This window comes from Cupriavidus sp. OV096 (assembly GCF_900115455.1).
In the GTDB taxonomy this organism is placed as follows: Bacteria; Pseudomonadota; Gammaproteobacteria; order Burkholderiales; family Burkholderiaceae; genus Cupriavidus.
On record NZ_FOWM01000002.1, the window covers coordinates 113662 to 131281 of the forward strand.

Here is a 17620-nt window from a genome sequence, read left to right on the forward strand (position 1 = left end):
GTCGCGCAGGGGCCGGCGCTACAATGCCCGATCTCCCGCCTGCCCCGCCCGCCGCCCCCCATGCACATCCGTTGGCTCGAAGACTTCGTCTGCCTGGCGCAGGCCGGCAGCCTGGCGCGCGCGGCCGAGTTGCGCAATGTCACGCCGCCGGCGTTTGGCCGGCGCATGCAGGCGCTGGAGGTCTGGGCCGGCGCGCCGCTGATCGACCGCAGCGCGTTTCCCGTGCGGCTGACCGCCGAGGGCCGCCAGTTCCTTGAAGCCGCCGAAGCCGCGCTGCGCACGCTCGACGAAGCGCGCCTGTCGCTGCGGGCCGCGCATCGCGCCGATGCCAAAACGCTGACCATCGCCACCGGCAAGACGCTGGCCCGCTCGATGGTGCCGGCGTGGCTGGCCGGCCTGCGCCACGCGCTGCGCGACGACCCGGCCGGCGCCGGCTTCCGCACGCGCATCTCCACCCATGCCACGCACGACGCCCTCGCGCTGTTCACCGAAGGTGACGTCGATTTCCTGCTCTGCTACAGCCCGCACGACCTGCCCGTGATGCTGGACGACGCGCGCTACACCTTCCACCCGGTGGGCGTGGAGCGGCTGGTCTGCGTGGCCGCCGCCGACGCGCGCGGCGGCCCGGCCTATCGGCTGCACCGGGCCAAGACCGCCGCGCGTACCGCGCCCGTGCCGATGATCGCCTACGCCGAGACGCTGACCATGGGCCGCATGGTCAATCAGGAAATCGCACGCCGGAAGCTGGCTGCGCGGCTCGATGTGATCGCCGTGAGCGATTTCGCCGAATCGGTGCATGAGATGGTGCGCCAGTCGATGGGATTGGCCTGGCTGCCCGCCCGGCTGATTGCCGACGACCTCCACACGGGCCGTCTGGTGCGGGCCGATCTGGACGGCGGCGACGCCTCCGACCTCGCCCTCGACATCCGCCTCTACCGGCCCCGGGCGTCGATGCGCGCGCTGGCGGAGGCGTTCTGGCGGGCGGCGGCGCAGCGGGCGGATTAGGACGCGTCTTAGCTGTCGATTCGCGCGCAGAATCGGGAGCGAACTCCGTCGATTTTCGACCCACATTTGTGCGTCCAACTGCACCATTCCGGCCCATTGCCGAAATGGCAACCCGCATTGCCAAAGCCGCATGCCGGCGCGCCCGGCGCTCACTACCATCGCCGGACAACACCACACCTGCCGGAAGAGAAATCACCATGAAAACCCTGCTGCGCGCGGCCGCTGCCGCCTCCCTGAGCTGTTGTGCCCTCGCCGCCACCGTCGCCCAGGCGGCGGGTGGCTATCCCACCAAGCCCATCACGCTGGTGGTGGGCTACACCGCCGGGGGCAGCGTCGATCTGGTCGCCCGCACCGTGGCGCCGGAGCTGGGCAAGCGGCTCGGCCAGAGCGTGGTGATCGAGAACCTCGGCGGCGCCGGTGGCACGATCGGCGCGTCGAAGGTGGTCAAGGCGGAGGCGGATGGCTACACGCTGCTGCTGGGCTCGGGCAGCGAGGTCTCCATCGCCCGCCTGACCAACCAGGCCGTGCGCTATGACGGCGAGAAGGATCTGGCGCCGATCACCTTCGTCGGCACGCAGCCGATGGTGCTGGTCGGCAAGCTGCAACTGCCGGCCAAGGACGCGGGCGAGCTGATGGCGCTGGCCAGGTCGCAGCCGGGCAAGCTGTCTTACGCGTCGTCGGGCGTGGGCACGCCGCTGAACCTGGCGGGCGAGCTGATCAAGCAGCAGGGCAAGGTCAACATCACGCACGTGCCGTACAAGGGCGCCTCCGCGATGGCCACGGACCTGCTGGGCGGCCAGATCGACCTCGCCGTGATGGTGCTGTCCTCGGCGCTGCCGCATATCCAGGCGGGCCGCGTGCGCGCCTATGGCGTGACCGAGGGCAAGCGCGCCAGCGTGGCGCCGAACGTGCCGGCGCTGGCCGAGACGCCGTCGCTCAAGGGCGTGGACATGGGCGTCTGGTTCGGCCTGATGGCGCCTGCCGCCACGCCGCGCCCGGTGATCGACCGCCTGAACACCGAGATGCAGGCCGTGCTGGCCCTGCCGGACGTCCGCAAGAAGCTGGCCGAAGCCGGCGTGGAGGTGGCGCCGGCCAATCCGGCCCAGTTCGGCACCTTTATCAAGCGCGAGACGGCCCGCTATCGGACCATCGTGCAGACCGCCGATATCCGCGAGTAAATAGGATTCTTTCCATGACGCAGACGCCTCCCGCCTTCGCCGCCTATCCGGTGGAGGTCAGCTTTCCCGATATCCGCCCCTACGCCGCCGGCAACACCGGCATCGCCTACGTCCACACGTTCGATTCCGGCCTGCCGGGCCCGCATGTGATGGTCAACGCGCTGACACACGGCAACGAGGTCTGCGGCGCCATCGCCGTGGCCGGCCTGCTCGACCACGGCCTGCGTCCGCGCCGGGGGCGCCTGACGCTGGCGTTCGCCAATGTGGACGCCTACGCCACCTTCGACGCCGCCCGGCCCGATGCCTCGCGCTTCGTCGACCAGGACTTCAACCGCGTCTGGACCGCCGCCGTGCTCGACGACACCACGCGCGATTCCAGCGAACTGCGACGCGCCCGCGCCATGCGCCCCGTGATCGATACCGTGGACCTGCTGCTCGACCTGCACTCGATGCACGAGAAAAGCCGGCCGCTGATCGTCTCCGGGCCGCTCGACAAGGGCATCGCGCTGTCGAAGGCGCTCGGCGCCCCGGCGGACATCATCGTCGACGAAGGCCACCCCGAGGGCCGCCGCATGCGCGACTACGCCGGCTTCGGCGACCCGGCCAGCGCGCGCAACGCGCTGCTGGTGGAGTGCGGCCAGCACTGGGAGACCGCCGCCGTGGACGTGGCGCGCGACTGCACGGCGCGCTTCCTGCTGCAGGCGGGCATCGTCGAAGAAGCGGATTTGCCGGCCGGCTGGCTGCGCCCGCTCCCGGCGGCGCAGCGCGTGGTACGCGTGACCGAGCCCGTGGTGGCGGCGAGCATGGACTTCCGCTTCGCCGGCCCGTACACGGGGCTGGAAACCTTCGACCAGGCGGGCACCGTGATCGGCTGGCGCGATGGCGAGCCGGTGACCACGCCGTACGACCACTGCGTGCTGGTGATGCCGTCGCTGCGCCAGCTTCGGCCGGGTGTGACGGTTGTACGACTTGGTCGGCTGGACGTTTGATCGAACACATCCATGCAACCGGTTGCAATCGACATTGCATCCTGATGTGACCTATTAGAGTAAGCGTTCGATCCATTCAAGCCGGGGGGCGCGCCATCCGTTATTGACGCTGTGACGACCTGCCGTCAGAGCGGGCGTTGCCCGCGCGCCATTAAGGTGCGTGGAATTGCCACGGAGCGCCCCTTTTGACTTCTCTCTCACTCTCCCGACCCGCGTCGGCCGGCCGCGCGCGCGCGCTCGCCGGTAGCTGGAGCATCGGCACCCGCATCGCGCTGGTGGTGCTGGTCGTCCAGATCATCGCATTCGGCGCCTACGCGCTGGCGTTGTCCCTGAGCAGCATGCATCAGCTCGAGGACCAGGCCCGCGAGGCCATCTACGCCGAAAGCCAGACCCTCAGCGAACTGGTCGGCCAGCTCGACGACACCATCCTCCAGGAAGCCGATCGCTTCATGCTGAGCTTCGCGGCCGTATTGCCCGGCCCGTACAGCGTGGACCCGGCGCAGACCGTGGAAGTGGCCGGCAAGGCCACACCGACGTTCCGCAGCGGCGACCTCGTGCTCAATAACAGCTTCGACGTGCCCGACCGCTTCCTCGCCACCACCGGTGGCGTGGTGGCGACGGTGTTCGCGCGCACCGGCGACGACTACATCCGCGTGACCACCTCGCTCAAGAAGCAGGACGGCCAGCGCGCCATCGGCACGCTGCTGGACCGCGCCGGCGCCGCCTACACGGCCGTGGCGGCGGGCAAGTCCTACCGCGCGCTGACGTGGCTGTTCGGCAAGCCCTATATGAGCAAGTACGAGCCGGTGCGCGACGCTGGCGGCAAGATCGTCGGCGCGCTGTACGTGGGCGTGAACGTCGAGGCCGAGCTGGCGATGCTGAAGAACCGCATCCGCCGCAAAGCCATCGGCAGCGATGGCCACTTCATGGTGATCGACGCCCGGCCGGGCGCGGACCAGGGCAAGGTGCTGGTCGACCGGGCCGGCGGCGAGGGCTCGGTGCGCATCGACGCCAAGGACGCCGATGGCAAGACCTGGGTGCGCGACATGATCGCCGCCAAGGAGGGCTCGATGGTGCACACGGTGGCCATGGGCAATGACGGCAATGGCGCCACCGCCGAACGCCTGACCGCGTTCGCCACCTACCCCGAGTGGCAGTGGGTGATCGCCGGCACGGTGCCGATGGATTCGCTGCGTGGCGAACTGGTGGCGAGCCGCAACCGCTTCCTGGCCGCCGGCCTGCTGGTGGCGCTGGCGGTGTCCGCCGCGTTCTGGTGGCTGCTGCGTCGCATGGTCAGTCAGCCGCTGACGCACGCGGCCGGCGCGGCCTCCCGGCTGGCCGAGGGCGACCTGACTGCCCGGCTGGACAGCCCGCGCAATGACGAGATCGGCGAGCTGATGCGCGCCATCGACGGCGTGGGGCAGGGGCTGACCGGCATCGTGGACAAGGTGCGCGGCAGCGTGGCGGCCATCGCCGGCAGCACGAGCCAGATCGCCAGCGGCAACGCGGACCTGTCGTCGCGCACGGCCTCGCAGGCGGGCAGCCTGGAGCGCACCGTGGCCAGCATCGAACAGCTTTCCGCCACCGTGAAGCAGAACGCCGACAACGCCCACGACGCCAACGCCGCTGTGGCCAGCGCCGCCGAGGCCGCCCGCGCGGGCGGAATGACGGTGGGCAAGGTGGTGGATACGATGGCCGAGATCCATCGCAACGCGCAGCAGGTGGTGGACATCATCGGCATGATCGACGGCATTGCCTTCCAGACCAACATCCTGGCGCTGAACGCCGCCGTGGAAGCGGCCCGGGCGGGCGAGCACGGGCGCGGCTTTGCGGTCGTGGCCGGCGAGGTGCGCAGCCTGGCACAGCGCAGCGCCAACGCGGCGGGCGAAATCAAGGGGCTGATCGAGCGGACCGTGACGGACCTGAAGTCTGGCAACGAGGCCGTGCAGCAGGCCGGTTCCGCCATCGACGACATGGTGCGGCGCGTGGAAGGCATGGCGGCGCTGATGAGCGACATCAGCGTGGCCTCCCGCGAGCAGGCGCAGGGGCTGGCGCAGGTCAGCGGCGCGGTGGCGGAGATGGATACCACCACGCAGCAGAACGCCGCGCTGGTGGAAGAGGCCGCCGCCGCCGCCGAGAGCCTGCATCACCAGGCGCAGGAGCTGCGCCAGGCGGTGGAGGTGTTCCGGCTGGCCTGATGGCTGGGCTGCTGGTTGGCCTGACTGCTGGCCTGACTGCAGGCCTGACCGGGGACGGTCAGGCGGCGGGTGCCGGCGCCGGGGCTGCCTCGGGCGCCGGTGCCGGGGCGGGCGCTGCCTGGGCCGGCTGCGGCTTGGGCTTCAGGCCCGGGAAGAGCTGGTCGACCAGTTCCTCGATCTTGGACGCCGGCGGGATCAGGTGGCTCAGGTTCACGCCGCCCGCGCTGCGGTTGGCGTTGAACAGGGCCTTGCCCACGCGCTCGCCGTTGCGGTAGATGGTGATGTCCGCCGAGGTCAGGAATGGCGTCACGTAGGTCTGGCGCTGGGCCGTGTAGGTGGCCGTCATCGGGCACGAGGCGATCGACGAATACGGCGGCAGCATCTTCACCTCGAAGTTGCGCGCGCGCAGCGAGGCCGCGAAGTCTTCCACATAGGCATTGCCGTTCACCTGGTTGGTGACCACGCAGAACAGCGCGCCATCGGCGCCAATCACCTGGTTGCCATCGACACGGAATTCGGCCGGGCCGCCATAGGCACCGGACTGGTAGCCGGCGATGGGGTCGTACGTGACCGGCCGGTCGACCGGGGTGACCGCCTGGTAGGTGGAACAGCCGGTGGCCAGCAGGGCCAGCGCAGCGGCAAGGGTTGCTCTCTTCATGGTGTGTCCTGGATCGCGTCGGCGAGGGTGCCGGCCGCCCGGGCTCACAACAACAAGCGAGGGGCGCAGTGCCGGCAGCATGCCTGCGTACTGTAGGCGTGCGGCGCGGCGGTCAATGCGGGGAACAGAGGGGGAAAATCGGCCCAGCCGTGCTGTCAGGCGGCCAGGCGGCCCGGGAGGCGCTTCTTCGTTGGGGACTTAGTTGGCGCCGCCACGTACCAGGCACTCGTTCAGCAGCGGCGTGCCACCCTCGGCCAGCCCGGCGCCGGTGCACTCCACGGCCACCTTCTGGCCGCGCCGGACCATCGTGGCGCGTGCCTCCACCTCGCATCGGCGCCCGGCCGGTCCGCAGATCTGTTCCGGCAGCAGCACGGCGCGGACCACCTGGCCCGGCGCATCGGTGCGGATCTCCAGAAACACCTCCGTCCCTTCACGGCGAATGCCGCTGGCCACGCCTTCCACGATGAAGTATTTGCCCCGATAGCGGTCGTCGGCCGCCCCGGTGTTGTCGCGATAGTCGTTGAGCAGGGCCGCCGCCGCGTACTCGGGCAGCCGGTCGGCGGGACGGTTCTCGTCGATGCTGATCGGATCGAGCGTGCCGTCGTGCGGAATGCCGCGCGGCACGCTGGCCGGCACCACCTCGGCCGTCTCGGCGGGAGCGGGCCCGGTCGGCACGATCTCGCCAGTGTCATTGCCGACAAACCACAGGATGCCGATGATCGCCACGAAGACGATGATGAGAAGGGTTTGCCGGAGACGGGACATCTTGGAGGGGGGCTGAGGAGGAAAAGCGGCAGTTTACCCGGTTGGGCCGCCCGAGACCCCATCGGCGTCGCCAACCTGCGCCAGCAACTGCGCCTTGGCCGCCGCCAGCACCTCGTTGGACAACCCGGTGCCCAGCGTGGCGCGCGACAGCACGAGCGCGCCGACCATCGTGGACATCTGCGCGATGGCCGCCGCGCGCCGTGCCGCCGGGTCGTCGCCCGGCTGCACGCCCTCGAGGATCTCGAGCAGATCGCGGATACCGTCGACAAAGGCCGCACGCACCGGTTTCTCCTCGCCCTCGCGGGCGACGTCATTGGCCAGCGCCGCCGCTGCGCAGCCGGTGCCGGCGGCGTTGCGGTTGCGCACGGACAGGTAGTTCTCGATCAGCCCGGCGAGGGCGGTGGCCTTGTCCGGAGATTCCTCCACCCGCTTGCGCCAGCGCGCGCCCGATTCCTCGAACGCCCGCGTGCAGGCGATGGCCGCCAGCGCATCCTTCGACGCAAAATGGCCATAGAACCCGCCATGCGTCAGCCCAGCCGCCCCCATGAGGTCCGCCACGCTGATGCCATGAAACCCCTGCTCGCGAAACAGCCGCGAGGAGACCTGTTCGATAGTGACGCGGTGCCGTTCGGCTTCCGCCTTGGAGACGCGGGGCATGTGTAACTCCGGTTCAGGGATGTGCGGCCCGGGCAGGCCCTACTTCCCAATACAAAACCGCGTGAAGATGGTTCCCAGCAGGTCGTCGCTCGTGAACTCGCCGGTGATGCTGTTGAGGTGGTCCTGCGCCAGCCGCAGTTCCTCGGCGAACAGGTCGAGCGCCTGGGCCTGTTGCTGCGCGCGTTCGGTGGCCACGTCGAGGTGGGACTGGGCGTTGCGCAGCGCGGTGAGATGGCGCTCGCGCGCGAGGAAGGTGCCCTCGTTGCCGGACTGCCAGCCGATCAGACGCAGCAGTTCGCGGCGCATGAGGTCGATGCCCGCGCCGGTGCTCGCCGAGATCCAGATCTCGGTCGGGTTCGGCCCGTTGGCCGCCACCACGTGCGGGCGGTTGCCGCCGAACATCATCTCGCCGGCGGCGGGCGCCATGTCGATCTTGTTCACCACGCGCACGATCGGCGCGCCCGGCGGCAGGCGGCCGCTGAGCTGGTCGTCGATGTGGTCGTCGATCTCGGACAGGCCATGCTCGATGTAGTCGGGGGCATCCACCAGATGCAGCACGATGTCAGCGCGGCCGATGGCCTCCCATGTGCGCTCGATGCCGATGCGCTCGACCTCGTCGGCGGCGTCCTCGCGCAGCCCGGCGGTGTCGATGATGTGGAGCGGAATGCCGTCGATCTGGATCGTCTCGCGCACGCGGTCGCGCGTGGTGCCGGCAATCGGCGTGACGATGGCCAGTTCGGCGCCCGCCAGGGCGTTAAGCAGCGACGACTTGCCCACGTTCGGCTGCCCGGCGAGCACCACCGACAGCCCCTCGCGCAGCAGCGCGCCTTGGCGCGCCTGCTTCAGCACGCCGGCGAGGTCGCTGCGGATGCGGGCCAGCTGGCCGCGCGCGTCGGAGGCTTCGAGGAAATCGATCTCTTCCTCGGGGAAGTCCAGCGTGGCCTCCACCAGCATGCGCAGATGGATGACCTTCTCGACCAGCGCGTGGATGGCCTTCGAGAATTCGCCTTCCATCGAGCGCGCGGCGGAACGCGCCGCGGCCTCGGTGCTGGCTTCGATGAGGTCGGCCACCGCTTCGGCCTGGGCGAGGTCGAGCTTGTCGTTCAGGAAGGCGCGCCGCGTGAACTCGCCGGGCTCGGCCACGCGCAGGCCAATCTCGCGCCCGGACTCCAGGCAGCGCGACAGCAGCATCTGCATGACCACCGGTCCGCCGTGGCCCTGCAGTTCGAGCACCTCTTCGCCGGTGTACGAGTTGGGGGCGGGGAAGTACAGCGCGAGGCCGTGGTCGATCACGCAGCCGCGCGCATCGAGGAAGGGCAGGTAAGTGGCATGGCGCGGCTTGAGCGTCTGGCCGCAGACCGCGCGCATCACGGTGCCCACATCGGGGCCGGAGACGCGCACGACGCCGATGCCGCCACGGCCCGGTGCGGTAGCGATGGCGGCGATAGGAAGCTGGGGAGCAGTCATGGGCACTATTGTCGCAGAACGGGATGGGTGCGGCGCATGCCGGCGGTTAGGGCGGGGTGGGTTTGGCTGTCGATTCGGCCATGGATTCGGTCGTCGATACACCGAGGCATTCCGCCATCAACCGACGTGCCACCGAGGCGTCGATCACGGCGCCGAGCTCCCCCTGCCTTGCCACGAGTTGCTTGCGCAGTCCTTTGCGATAGCGCTTCGGCAGGACATCGGACAGCGCTTCGATCGCATAGCGCAGCCGCTTGTTGCCGATGCGGAGCTTGTGCACGTGCTCGGTCCGGCCGTCGCGCGCGGTGCGGGTGAGGTCACGTACCCGATCGCGTGCCTTGCGGATGCGCTTGCGGGCGAACGCGCCCAGCTTGCCGCGTGACTTGCGCCCGGCAAGGTGCAGCAGGTCTCGGTGCAGTGTAGGCAAAGGCGCCTGCCGATATCGTGACAATCGTGTAACCATGCCTTCCCGCGCGGCCGACCGGCGTGCCTGCGCGGTCTCGATCAGCGCCACCAGCACGGCATCGCCGGGATGGTCGGCCAGCGCCGGGGACAGCGTCTCGATGACGAACACGTCCCAGTCGCGTACGTCGCTGGCGGCGTTCGCCACGTCGCGCAGCGCCCGCTTCCAGCGGGCCTTGACGCGCGCGGGCTGTACCGGGCCGAAGGCCCAGGCCACGGCGCGCAGGTGTCGCAAGGCCACGCGCAGCGCGTGGACGTCCTCTGCCTGATCGCGGTGCAAGACCAGTTCCAGCCCGTCCTCCACGGCGCTGAGGCCCTGCGTGGCCAGGTCCACGAAGGCTTGGGCCGGACGCATGTTCCGGTGCAGGGCGGGGGCGGTAGGCATCGGCAACCTCTGACCTCCACGACAATGACTGTGTCACTGCAGTGTAGGCGATAGCGCACGCGTCGCCGGAGATGCTGTGACCGCTGCGCCGCACAAGGGCGCCCAAGGAGTTGCCGCTAGCGCGTGGCGACGATGAACACGCGCGGGAACGGCAGCAGCACCGTGCCGTCGGCCATCGCCGGGAAGACCTTGGCCAGCGCGGCTTCGTACTGGCGCAGGTAGTCGGCCTGCTCGGCGGCGTCCAGCGGCGCCAGGAATGGCCGCAGGCCGCTGCCCTTGAACCACTCCACCACGGCGGCGGGGCCGCCCTTGAGGGGATGCTGGTAGATGGTGCGCCAGACATCCACGCGCGAGCAATGCGGCTTGAGCAGTTCGTAGTACCAGCGCTCGGACGCCAGCGGCGTGCGCGCCTGCGCCGCCGCCGTGAGTTTGGGCGACCACGGCCCGTTCATGGCCGTCTCGCGCATCAGCAGGTGCGGCGGTTCGTCGAGGTTGTCCGGCATCTGCACGGCCAGGCTGCCGCCCGGCGCGAGCTTGCTCACCAGCGACGGGAACAGCGCGGCGTGATCGGGTACCCACTGGAACACCGCGTTGGCCAGGATCACGTCATAGGGGCCGGCGTCGGTCCACGTGGCGGCGTCGGCGAGGGCGAAGTCGATATTCGGCAGGCGCTTGCGGGCGGCCGTCACCATGTCGGCATCGCTGTCCAGGCCGGTGACCTGGGCGTCGGCATAGCGCGCCGCGAGCACCTCGGTCGAGTTGCCGGGCCCGCAGCCGATGTCGACCACGCGCCGCGCCTCGCGGGTGGGAATCGCCTGCACGAGGTCGCGCACCGGGCGCGTGCGCTCATCCTCGAACTGTACGTACTGGCTGGCCGACCATGTCATCTCGCGTCCTCTTCATCGTGGCTGGATCAGGGCACAAGCATACGCCGCCGGCGCACCAAAAAAGAAGCCCGGCGCGAGGCCGGGCTTACTTTCAGATTCGTCTCAGGCGAATGTCAGCGCGATCAGCCCTTGGCCACCGCCGCCGCCTTGCCCTTGCCGAGCATCCGGTTGATCTGCCATTGCTGGGCGATCGACAGGATGTTGTTCACGACCCAGTACAGCACCAGGCCGGCCGGGAAGAAGAAGAACATGAACGAGAACACCAGCGGCATGATCATCATGACCTTCGCCTGCACGGGGTCCGGCGGGGTCGGGTTCAGCTTGGTCTGCACGAACATCGACACGGCCATCACCACCGGCAGGATGTAGAACGGATCCGGCACCGACAGGTCGTGGATCCAGCCCAGCCACGGCGCGCCGCGCATTTCCACGGACGAGAGCAGCACCCAGTACAGCGCGATGAACACCGGGATCTGGATCACGATGGGCAGGCAGCCGCCCAGCGGATTGACCTTCTCGGTCTTGTACAGCCCCATCATCTCCTGGTTCATCTTCTGCGGATCGCCCTTGTGGCGTTCGCGGATGGCGGTCATGCGCGGCTGCAGGTCCTTCATCTTGCCCATGGACTTGTAGCTCGCTGCGGACAGCGGGAAGAACACCAGCTTGATCAGCACCGTCAGCGCGATGATCGACCAGCCCCAGTTGGCCAGCACGCCATGCAGCTTCTCGAGCAGCCAGAACAGCGGCTTGGCGAGAATGGTCAGCCAGCCGTAGTCCTTCACCAGCTCCAGGCCCGGCGTGATCTGCTCGAGCATGCGCTCTTCCTGCGGACCGGCGAACAGGCGGGCATCGGTGGTCACCGAGGCGCCCGGCGCGATCTGGCCCAGCGGCTGCTGGATGCCCACGCGGTACAGGTTCGGATCGATCTGCTCGGCGTAGAAGCTGTGCTGCTTGCCAGCCTGCGGAATCCAGGCGGAGGCGAAGTAATGCTGCACCATCGCCACCCAGCCGCTGGTGGTGGCAGCCGGCACGGTGGCCTTGCCCTTGGCGATGTCTTCGAAGCTCAGCTTGTGATACTTGTCGGCATCGGTGTAGATGGCCGGGCCGGTGAAGGTGCTGTAGAACTGCGACTGCTCGACCTTGCTGCCGTCGCGCGCCAGTTCCAGGTACAGCGTCGGCGAGATCGGCGCCGTGCCGGCGTTGGTCACGTCGAAGCGCGCATCCACCACGTAGCTGCCCTTGTGGAAGATGTAAGTCTTCACGAACTTCACGCCGCTCTTCTCGGCAGTCAGCACCACTTCGAGCTTGTCCTTGCCATCCAGCGTACGCGGACCCGGCGCAACCGAGAACACCGTGGTGTGGTTGGGCAGGTCGCCGCCGATCAGGCCGGAGCGCGCCATGTAGGTGCGGCTGGCGTCACGTTCGAACAGCACGACCGGCTTGCCGTCCTTCTCGTGGTGCTTGAGCATCTCCAGGCGGGACAGGATGCCGCCGGCCGTGTCGATCTCGGCACGCAGGTCGTCGGTGGTGACCACCACCTTCTCGCCCGTGGGCTGGGCAGCGGCCTGCGGGGCGCCAGGCACTGCGCCCGGCGCCGAAGCACCCGCGGTGGCCGATGCGTTCGCCTTGGGCACGTCGCCCTGCGCCGCAGCGCCGCTCGCGCCGCCGGACGGGGCGGCCTGCTGCTGCGTGTTGGCGCTCGGGAAGAACATCGACGCGTGGCCGTTGGCGCGCTGCCAGTTGTCGTAGAGCAGCACGAGGGCCATCGAGAAGATGACCCACAGGATGGTGCGTTTGATATCCATGTCTCGCTATGGTCGGAGGAAATCAGGGTCTCGGGAGCCGGACCGTGACAGGCGGGCGGCCTGGCGCGGCGGAGGCAGGAGTCGCCGCGGCGGCATTCCCGTGTTTCGTGGGGTCGGGCACGGGATCATACCCGCCCTGCGTGAAAGGATGGCAGCGGCAGAGCCTGCACGCGGCCATCCAGCTGCCCCGGGCCGGTCCGTGCAGCACGATGGCGTCACGGGCGTACTCGGAGCAGGTAGGCAGGAAGCGGCACCGCGAGCCCAGGTACGGACTCAATGCGATCTTGTAGATGCGCAGCAGGGCAAGCAGGATTCGCTTCATGGTGGATATCAGGCAGGCGCGTTGGGCGTGGCAGGCGCCGCCGGGCCGGCCGCATCGACGGCGGGCGGGGCGGTGGGCAAGGGTCTGGCCGCCACCTCGAGCAGGCCGGCGATTTCCGCAAGGCACGCCCGCCGGACGGCCGTCCGGCTGGCGAAGTCCGCGCGCGGAAACTTGGCCTGCAGCCGCAACAGGATGTCGCGGCCCGCGAGTTTGGCTTGCTGGCCCCGGAACAGTTCCCGCGCCATGCGCTTCACGAGGTTGCGCTCGGCGGCGCGCGGCGCGAACTTCTTGCCGACGACGATGCCCAGCCGCGCCTGCGCCTGGCCGTTGGCTCGCACGTACAGCACGAAGTGTGCGCTGCGACGCCGTGGCCGCAAAGCAAAAACGGATGAAAATTCATCCGTCTTTGTGAGCCTCGCGGCTTTGGGAAAGGCATGGGTAGACACGCTGTGCAAAGCTAGCGGGATCGCTGGGCTTGCGGCGGCTGCCCCTGGCTGACCTGAGTGCGAGGCGGTGGCGGGGACGGTCAGTGCGCGGTGCGATGGCAGGCCATCGCGGCGCTCGACCGTCCGGGCCGGTCGCCCGGCGCTCAGATGGCCAGGCGCTTGCGGCCCTTGGCGCGACGAGCGTTGATGACGGCACGGCCGCCGCGGGTCTTCATGCGCACGCGGAAACCATGGGTACGCTTGCGGCGGGTAACGGAAGGTTGGTAGGTACGTTTCATGTTGCACTCTCTGGTTGATCCGGGCTTTCCGGGCGCCGGCCAATGCCGGGGCGCCTTGGCCGCCGCGTATGGTTCGCATGGGGCCGCCGCAATTCCGATCGGGTTTGCTGCGGTCTGCCGACGATTCTGGTTCTGTCTTGCTGCCGGCCGCCGCTGGCCTGGCTGAAGGCCGAGGCGCTGACGGGGGATCAGGCCGCTTGCCTGATGCCGCACATGTTTACACGTGGCGGTACGGGCCAGACCCGGCGATGCGCATACGTGATCCCCTGCCGCATCGCAGAACCCGCCATTTAACCGATATTCGCGCGAACTGTCAAGGCAACCGATGGCCAGTGCCGCCGACGCCGCCACAATGGCAGGCGCATGCGTCGGTGCGCCATTGTCCACAATGGCCGGTGGGTAACCTTGTGGGTATCCGGGGTCACCTATATGCGGTAGCCAAGATGTCCAACTCGTTGTTTCCGATGGATTATCAGCTGCCCAGGCCCCTCTCCGGGCCGTTCTTCCTTATAGGTTGTGCACAGCAATCCACTGAATTTTCACAACTTGTCCACAGGGTTATCCTTTGTGGATAACTTGAGGCGGGGGGTACAATCCCGGTCCAAACACTACACGGGCCGCGTGGCGCACGCACAACCCGGACTTCCTGCCTTGGTATACCGCTTGATCGGGCGATGCTTGCCGCACGCCGATGGGGTGGCATTGCCGCGTCGCGCTGGCCCCCGAGGGGCCGCGTGGCGGGAAGCCGGATGATTGGCGGGCACCCCGATACTCGTGACGCGCTGCGGCCTGGCGCGATCACCAAACAAGAACACATGCAAGATTTCTGGCAGGCGGCAGCCGCGCAACTCGAGCGCGAACTGACGCCGCAACAGTTCAAGACCTGGATCAAGCCGTTGGCGCCCGTCGCCTTCGACGAGGAGGCGCATGCGCTGCGGATTGCCGCGCCTAACCGCTTCAAGCTCGACTGGGTCAAGAGCCAATTCTCGGGCCGCATCACGGCCCTCGCCTGCGAATATTGGGAAGCGCAGGTTAGCGTTCACTTTGTCCTTGACCCTGCCGCCTCGGGGCGCGCGGCCGCCTATACCCAGCAGGCCACGGCACAGATGGGTGACAACGCCGGCGCGCACGCTGCAATGGGTACGCCGATGGGCGCACCCGGCAACGGCTATCCGAGTGGACAACACGGCGCTTCTCATGCGCCGCAGGGAACCGGTTATCCCGACTATCCGAACCCGGGCGCGCCGAGCGGCTATCCCGGCATGGCTGCCCTGAATCCCCAGGGCAACTACCCGGCGCGGCCGCAGATGCCGCAGGCGCCGCACACCGGTCATCCGCTGCAAGGCAATGCCGGCGGCCATGGCGCGGATATCGGTGATATCGACGTGGCCCAGATGGACCCGTCGGAGGCCAGCGCGCGTTCGTACCGCGTGCAGCCCCAGCATCCGCAGCATGTGCAGCAGCACCCGCAGCACCAACAACACCCGCAGCACCAGTCCCACCCGGGCCAGCCGCAGCCGATGGGCGGCGCCCAGCCTAGCGACACGGTGCATGAGCGCTCGCGCCTGAACCCGATCCTGACGTTCGACAACTTCGTCACCGGCAAGGCCAACCAGCTGGCGCGCGCCGCCGCGATCCAGGTGGCCAACAACCCGGGCAAGTCGTACAACCCGCTCTATCTCTATGGCGGCGTGGGCCTGGGCAAGACCCACTTGATCCATGCCATCGGCAATTTCATGCTGATGGAGAACCCGCGCGCGCGGATCCGCTACATCCACGCGGAGCAGTATGTGTCCGATGTGGTGAAGGCGTACCAGCGCAAGGCGTTCGACGAGTTCAAGCGGTACTACCACTCGCTGGACCTGCTGCTGATCGACGATATCCAGTTCTTCTCCGGCAAGAACCGTACGCAGGAAGAATTCTTCTACGCGTTCGAGGCGCTGATCGCGAATCGCGCACAGGTGATTATCACCAGCGACACGTATCCGAAGGAAATCACCGGCATCGACGACCGGCTGATCTCGCGCTTCGACTCGGGGCTGACCGTGGCCATCGAGCCGCCCGAGCTCGAGATGCGCGTGGCCATCCTGATGAAGAAGGCCGCCGCCGAGAACGTGAGCGTGCCCGAAGAGGTGGCGTTCTTCGTCGCCAAGCACCTGCGTTCCAACGTGCGCGAGCTGGAAGGCGCGCTGCGCAAGATCCTGGCGTTCAGCAACTTCCACGGCAAGGACATCACGATCGATGTCACGCGTGAGGCGCTGAAGGACCTGCTAACCGTGCAGAACCGCCAGATCTCGGTGGAGAACATCCAGAAGACCTGTGCCGACTTCTACAACATCAAGGTCGCGGACATGTATTCGAAGAAGCGGCCCGCCAATATCGCCCGGCCGCGCCAGATCGCCATGTACCTGGCCAAGGAGCTGACGCAGAAGAGCCTGCCGGAGATCGGCGAGCTGTTTGGCGGACGCGACCACACCACGGTGCTGCACGCCGTGCGCAAGATCGCCGACGAGCGGAGCAAGGACGCGCAGCTGAACCACGAGCTGCACGTGCTGGAACAGACGCTCAAGGGGTGATGCCTGAGCCGGTGACGCAGGTGAATCCTGCGCCGCCTGGCACCGTTTTATGATTTTAAAGGTTGGCCTTGCCGGGCTGGCATACTACAGGGTGCGCGCCCGGCGGCAAACGGGCGACTGAACGAAACGCTTGGATCGCGGGAAATCGGCCTCAGATAAGGCTTTGCGGTGAGTCGGGGCGGCTTGGCGGGAAGAAATGACGGATCGTGGCTTTTTAGGCACAGCCGTCCTCCGCGCCGGAGCCGGCCCGCTTCACCGCAGCGGCTTATCCTTGGTACAATGCACAATTAACTCCTTGATTCCTAAGTGAATTTGGGGTTGCGCGCAACCTGCGGTCGCTGACGACAAACGACGAAGGATAAATTCAATGCAATTGGTCAAAACCTCGCGAGACAATCTGCTGCGTCCGCTGCAAATCGTGAGCGGCATCGTGGAGCGCCGCCACACCCTCCCGATCCTGGCCAACCTGCTGATTCGCAAGTCCGGCTCGAATGTTTCCTTCCTCTCGACGGACATCGAGATCCAGATCACCACCCACGCCGAATGCGGCGTTGGCAGCGACAGCGTGGCCACCACCGTGGCGGCGCGCAAGCTGCTGGACATCCTGCGCGCGATGCCTGACGGTGACGTGGCGCTGTCGCTGAACGACAAGCGGATGACGGTGCAATCGGGCAAGAGCCGCTTCGCGCTCCAGACGCTGGCCGCCGAGGAATTCCCGACCGTGGCCGAGGCTGCGGAGTTCAACGCGAGCGTGAGCCTGCCGCAGAAGACGTTCAAGCATCTGCTGGCGATGGTCCACTTCGCCATGGCGCAGCAGGACATCCGCTATTACCTGAATGGCATGCTGCTCGTCGTGGACGGCAAGAAGGTGATGGCCGTGGCCACCGACGGGCACCGCCTGGCGTACTGCGGCGTGGAACTCGAGACCGAGGCCACCGGCGGCGGCGCGCGCCAGGAAGTGATCATCCCGCGCAAGACCATCCTGGAACTGCAGCGGCTGCTCGAAGATAACGACGATCCCGTGCAGGTGCAGCTGGCGGCCAACCAGGTCAAGTTCACGTTCGCCAACATCGAACTGATCAGCAAGCTGGTGGAAGGCAAGTTCCCGGACTTCCAGCGCGTGATCCCCAAGGGCTACAAGAATGCGTTCGCGATCGACCGCGTGAAGCTGCAGCAGGCGCTGCAACGTACCGCCATCCTGACCACGGACAAGTTCAAGGGCGTGCGCTGTATCCTCGATACGCACATGCTGAAGATCAGCTCGACCAACGCCGATCAGGAAGAGGCGCAGGAAGAACTCGAACTCGATTACTCGGGCGACGCGCTCGATATCGGCTTCAACGTGACCTACCTGCTCGACGTGCTGGCCAACCTGAAGAGCGAACAGGTGCAGGTCAGCCTGGGGGACTCCAATTCGAGCGCCCTGATTACCGTACCGGAAGACGACAACTTCAAGTACGTCGTCATGCCGATGCGGATCTGATGACCGGGACTCCGGTCATGCCCGCCCACGCGGGGATGGCCGTGGACTGTCCAGTAGACAAC

At 67.8% G+C, this 17620-nt stretch carries 16 protein-coding genes; 6 read left to right on the forward strand and 10 right to left on the reverse strand.

The features are described 5' to 3' along the window. Positions 1–60: 60 nt before the first annotated feature. The 4 genes from BM115_RS04495 to BM115_RS04510 all read left to right on the forward strand — a co-directional run bounded on the left by BM115_RS04495 (position 61) and on the right by BM115_RS04510 (position 5370). Positions 61–1005 (forward strand): LysR family transcriptional regulator, encoded by a 945-nt coding sequence (locus tag BM115_RS04495; RefSeq protein WP_092291086.1) that lies wholly within the window; start codon positions 61–63, stop codon positions 1003–1005. 197 nt (positions 1006–1202) lie between these two features. After that, positions 1203–2183 carry a Bug family tripartite tricarboxylate transporter substrate binding protein gene (locus tag BM115_RS04500; protein ID WP_092291088.1) on the forward strand — a complete coding sequence of 327 codons (981 nt, stop codon included), beginning with the start codon at positions 1203–1205 and terminating at the stop codon, positions 2181–2183. A 14-nt stretch (positions 2184–2197) separates the two neighbouring features. Beyond that, the gene (locus tag BM115_RS04505; protein ID WP_092291090.1) at positions 2198–3172 is read left to right on the forward strand and encodes a M14 family metallopeptidase; all 975 of its coding nucleotides are present in this window, start codon (positions 2198–2200) and stop codon (positions 3170–3172) included. A 185-nt stretch (positions 3173–3357) separates the two neighbouring features. After that, on the forward strand, positions 3358–5370 hold the full coding sequence (locus BM115_RS04510) for a methyl-accepting chemotaxis protein (protein ID WP_092291092.1): 2013 nt from the start codon (positions 3358–3360) through the stop codon (positions 5368–5370). A gap of 58 nt (positions 5371–5428) precedes the next feature. On the opposite strand, the gene BM115_RS04515 is transcribed toward BM115_RS04510, so the two are convergent. The 10 genes from BM115_RS04515 to rpmH form a co-directional block, all read right to left on the reverse strand. Beyond that, positions 5429–6028: an Sbal_3080 family lipoprotein gene (locus BM115_RS04515; RefSeq protein WP_092291094.1), complete on the reverse strand. Its 600-nt coding sequence runs from the start codon at positions 6026–6028 to the stop codon at positions 5429–5431. 198 nt (positions 6029–6226) lie between these two features. Continuing rightward, positions 6227–6793: an OB-fold putative lipoprotein gene (locus BM115_RS04520; protein ID WP_092291096.1), complete on the reverse strand. Its 567-nt coding sequence runs from the start codon at positions 6791–6793 to the stop codon at positions 6227–6229. Between the two features lie 33 nt (positions 6794–6826). Next, positions 6827–7450, reverse strand: a complete 624-nt coding sequence (locus tag BM115_RS04525; RefSeq protein ID WP_092291098.1) for a TetR/AcrR family transcriptional regulator — start codon at positions 7448–7450, stop codon at positions 6827–6829. Positions 7451–7489: 39 nt separating this feature from the next. Beyond that, complete coding sequence (mnmE, locus tag BM115_RS04530; protein WP_092291100.1) at positions 7490–8917, reverse strand: tRNA uridine-5-carboxymethylaminomethyl(34) synthesis GTPase MnmE; 1428 nt, start codon at positions 8915–8917, stop codon at positions 7490–7492. 46 nt (positions 8918–8963) lie between these two features. After that, entirely contained in the window at positions 8964–9761 is a 798-nt protein-coding gene (locus tag BM115_RS04535; RefSeq protein ID WP_092291102.1) for a CHAD domain-containing protein, read from the reverse strand. A gap of 116 nt (positions 9762–9877) precedes the next feature. Then, on the reverse strand, positions 9878–10648 hold the full coding sequence (gene tam, locus BM115_RS04540) for a trans-aconitate 2-methyltransferase (RefSeq protein WP_092291104.1): 771 nt from the start codon (positions 10646–10648) through the stop codon (positions 9878–9880). Positions 10649–10770: 122 nt separating this feature from the next. Further along, positions 10771–12453: a membrane protein insertase YidC gene (gene yidC, locus BM115_RS04545; RefSeq protein ID WP_092291106.1), complete on the reverse strand. Its 1683-nt coding sequence runs from the start codon at positions 12451–12453 to the stop codon at positions 10771–10773. A gap of 22 nt (positions 12454–12475) precedes the next feature. Continuing rightward, positions 12476–12775 (reverse strand): membrane protein insertion efficiency factor YidD, encoded by a 300-nt coding sequence (gene yidD / locus BM115_RS04550; protein ID WP_092291108.1) that lies wholly within the window; start codon positions 12773–12775, stop codon positions 12476–12478. An 8-nt stretch (positions 12776–12783) separates the two neighbouring features. Further along, positions 12784–13221 (reverse strand): ribonuclease P protein component, encoded by a 438-nt coding sequence (rnpA, locus tag BM115_RS04555; RefSeq protein WP_092292073.1) that lies wholly within the window; start codon positions 13219–13221, stop codon positions 12784–12786. A gap of 143 nt (positions 13222–13364) precedes the next feature. Continuing rightward, positions 13365–13499 (reverse strand): 50S ribosomal protein L34, encoded by a 135-nt coding sequence (gene rpmH / locus BM115_RS04560; RefSeq protein ID WP_008650850.1) that lies wholly within the window; start codon positions 13497–13499, stop codon positions 13365–13367. 815 nt (positions 13500–14314) lie between these two features. Here rpmH and dnaA point away from each other — a divergent pair. Then, positions 14315–16075: a chromosomal replication initiator protein DnaA gene (gene dnaA, locus BM115_RS04565; RefSeq protein WP_092291122.1), complete on the forward strand. Its 1761-nt coding sequence runs from the start codon at positions 14315–14317 to the stop codon at positions 16073–16075. Positions 16076–16442: 367 nt separating this feature from the next. After that, a complete protein-coding gene (dnaN, locus tag BM115_RS04570) occupies positions 16443–17558 on the forward strand; it encodes a DNA polymerase III subunit beta (protein WP_092291124.1) in 1116 nt (371 codons plus the stop codon). Positions 17559–17620 lie beyond the last annotated feature (62 nt).

What these genes read in the sequence shown, in the direction of transcription:
- BM115_RS04495 (WP_092291086.1), top strand. Translation starts at nt 61, where the DNA reads ATGCACATCCGTTGGCTCGAAGACTTCGTCTGCCTGGCGCAGGCCGGC.
- BM115_RS04500 (WP_092291088.1), top strand. Translation starts at nt 1,203, where the DNA reads ATGAAAACCCTGCTGCGCGCGGCCGCTGCCGCCTCCCTGAGCTGTTGT.
- BM115_RS04505 (WP_092291090.1), top strand. Translation starts at nt 2,198, where the DNA reads ATGACGCAGACGCCTCCCGCCTTCGCCGCCTATCCGGTGGAGGTCAGC.
- BM115_RS04515 (WP_092291094.1), bottom strand. Translation starts at nt 6,028, where the DNA reads ATGAAGAGAGCAACCCTTGCCGCTGCGCTGGCCCTGCTGGCCACCGGC.
- BM115_RS04520 (WP_092291096.1), bottom strand. Translation starts at nt 6,793, where the DNA reads ATGTCCCGTCTCCGGCAAACCCTTCTCATCATCGTCTTCGTGGCGATC.
- BM115_RS04525 (WP_092291098.1), bottom strand. Translation starts at nt 7,450, where the DNA reads ATGCCCCGCGTCTCCAAGGCGGAAGCCGAACGGCACCGCGTCACTATC.
- mnmE (WP_092291100.1), bottom strand. Translation starts at nt 8,917, where the DNA reads ATGACTGCTCCCCAGCTTCCTATCGCCGCCATCGCTACCGCACCGGGC.
- BM115_RS04535 (WP_092291102.1), bottom strand. Translation starts at nt 9,761, where the DNA reads ATGCCTACCGCCCCCGCCCTGCACCGGAACATGCGTCCGGCCCAAGCC.
- tam (WP_092291104.1), bottom strand. Translation starts at nt 10,648, where the DNA reads ATGACATGGTCGGCCAGCCAGTACGTACAGTTCGAGGATGAGCGCACG.
- yidC (WP_092291106.1), bottom strand. Translation starts at nt 12,453, where the DNA reads ATGGATATCAAACGCACCATCCTGTGGGTCATCTTCTCGATGGCCCTC.
- yidD (WP_092291108.1), bottom strand. Translation starts at nt 12,775, where the DNA reads ATGAAGCGAATCCTGCTTGCCCTGCTGCGCATCTACAAGATCGCATTG.
- rpmH (WP_008650850.1), bottom strand. Translation starts at nt 13,499, where the DNA reads ATGAAACGTACCTACCAACCTTCCGTTACCCGCCGCAAGCGTACCCAT.
- dnaA (WP_092291122.1), top strand. Translation starts at nt 14,315, where the DNA reads ATGCAAGATTTCTGGCAGGCGGCAGCCGCGCAACTCGAGCGCGAACTG.
- dnaN (WP_092291124.1), top strand. Translation starts at nt 16,443, where the DNA reads ATGCAATTGGTCAAAACCTCGCGAGACAATCTGCTGCGTCCGCTGCAA.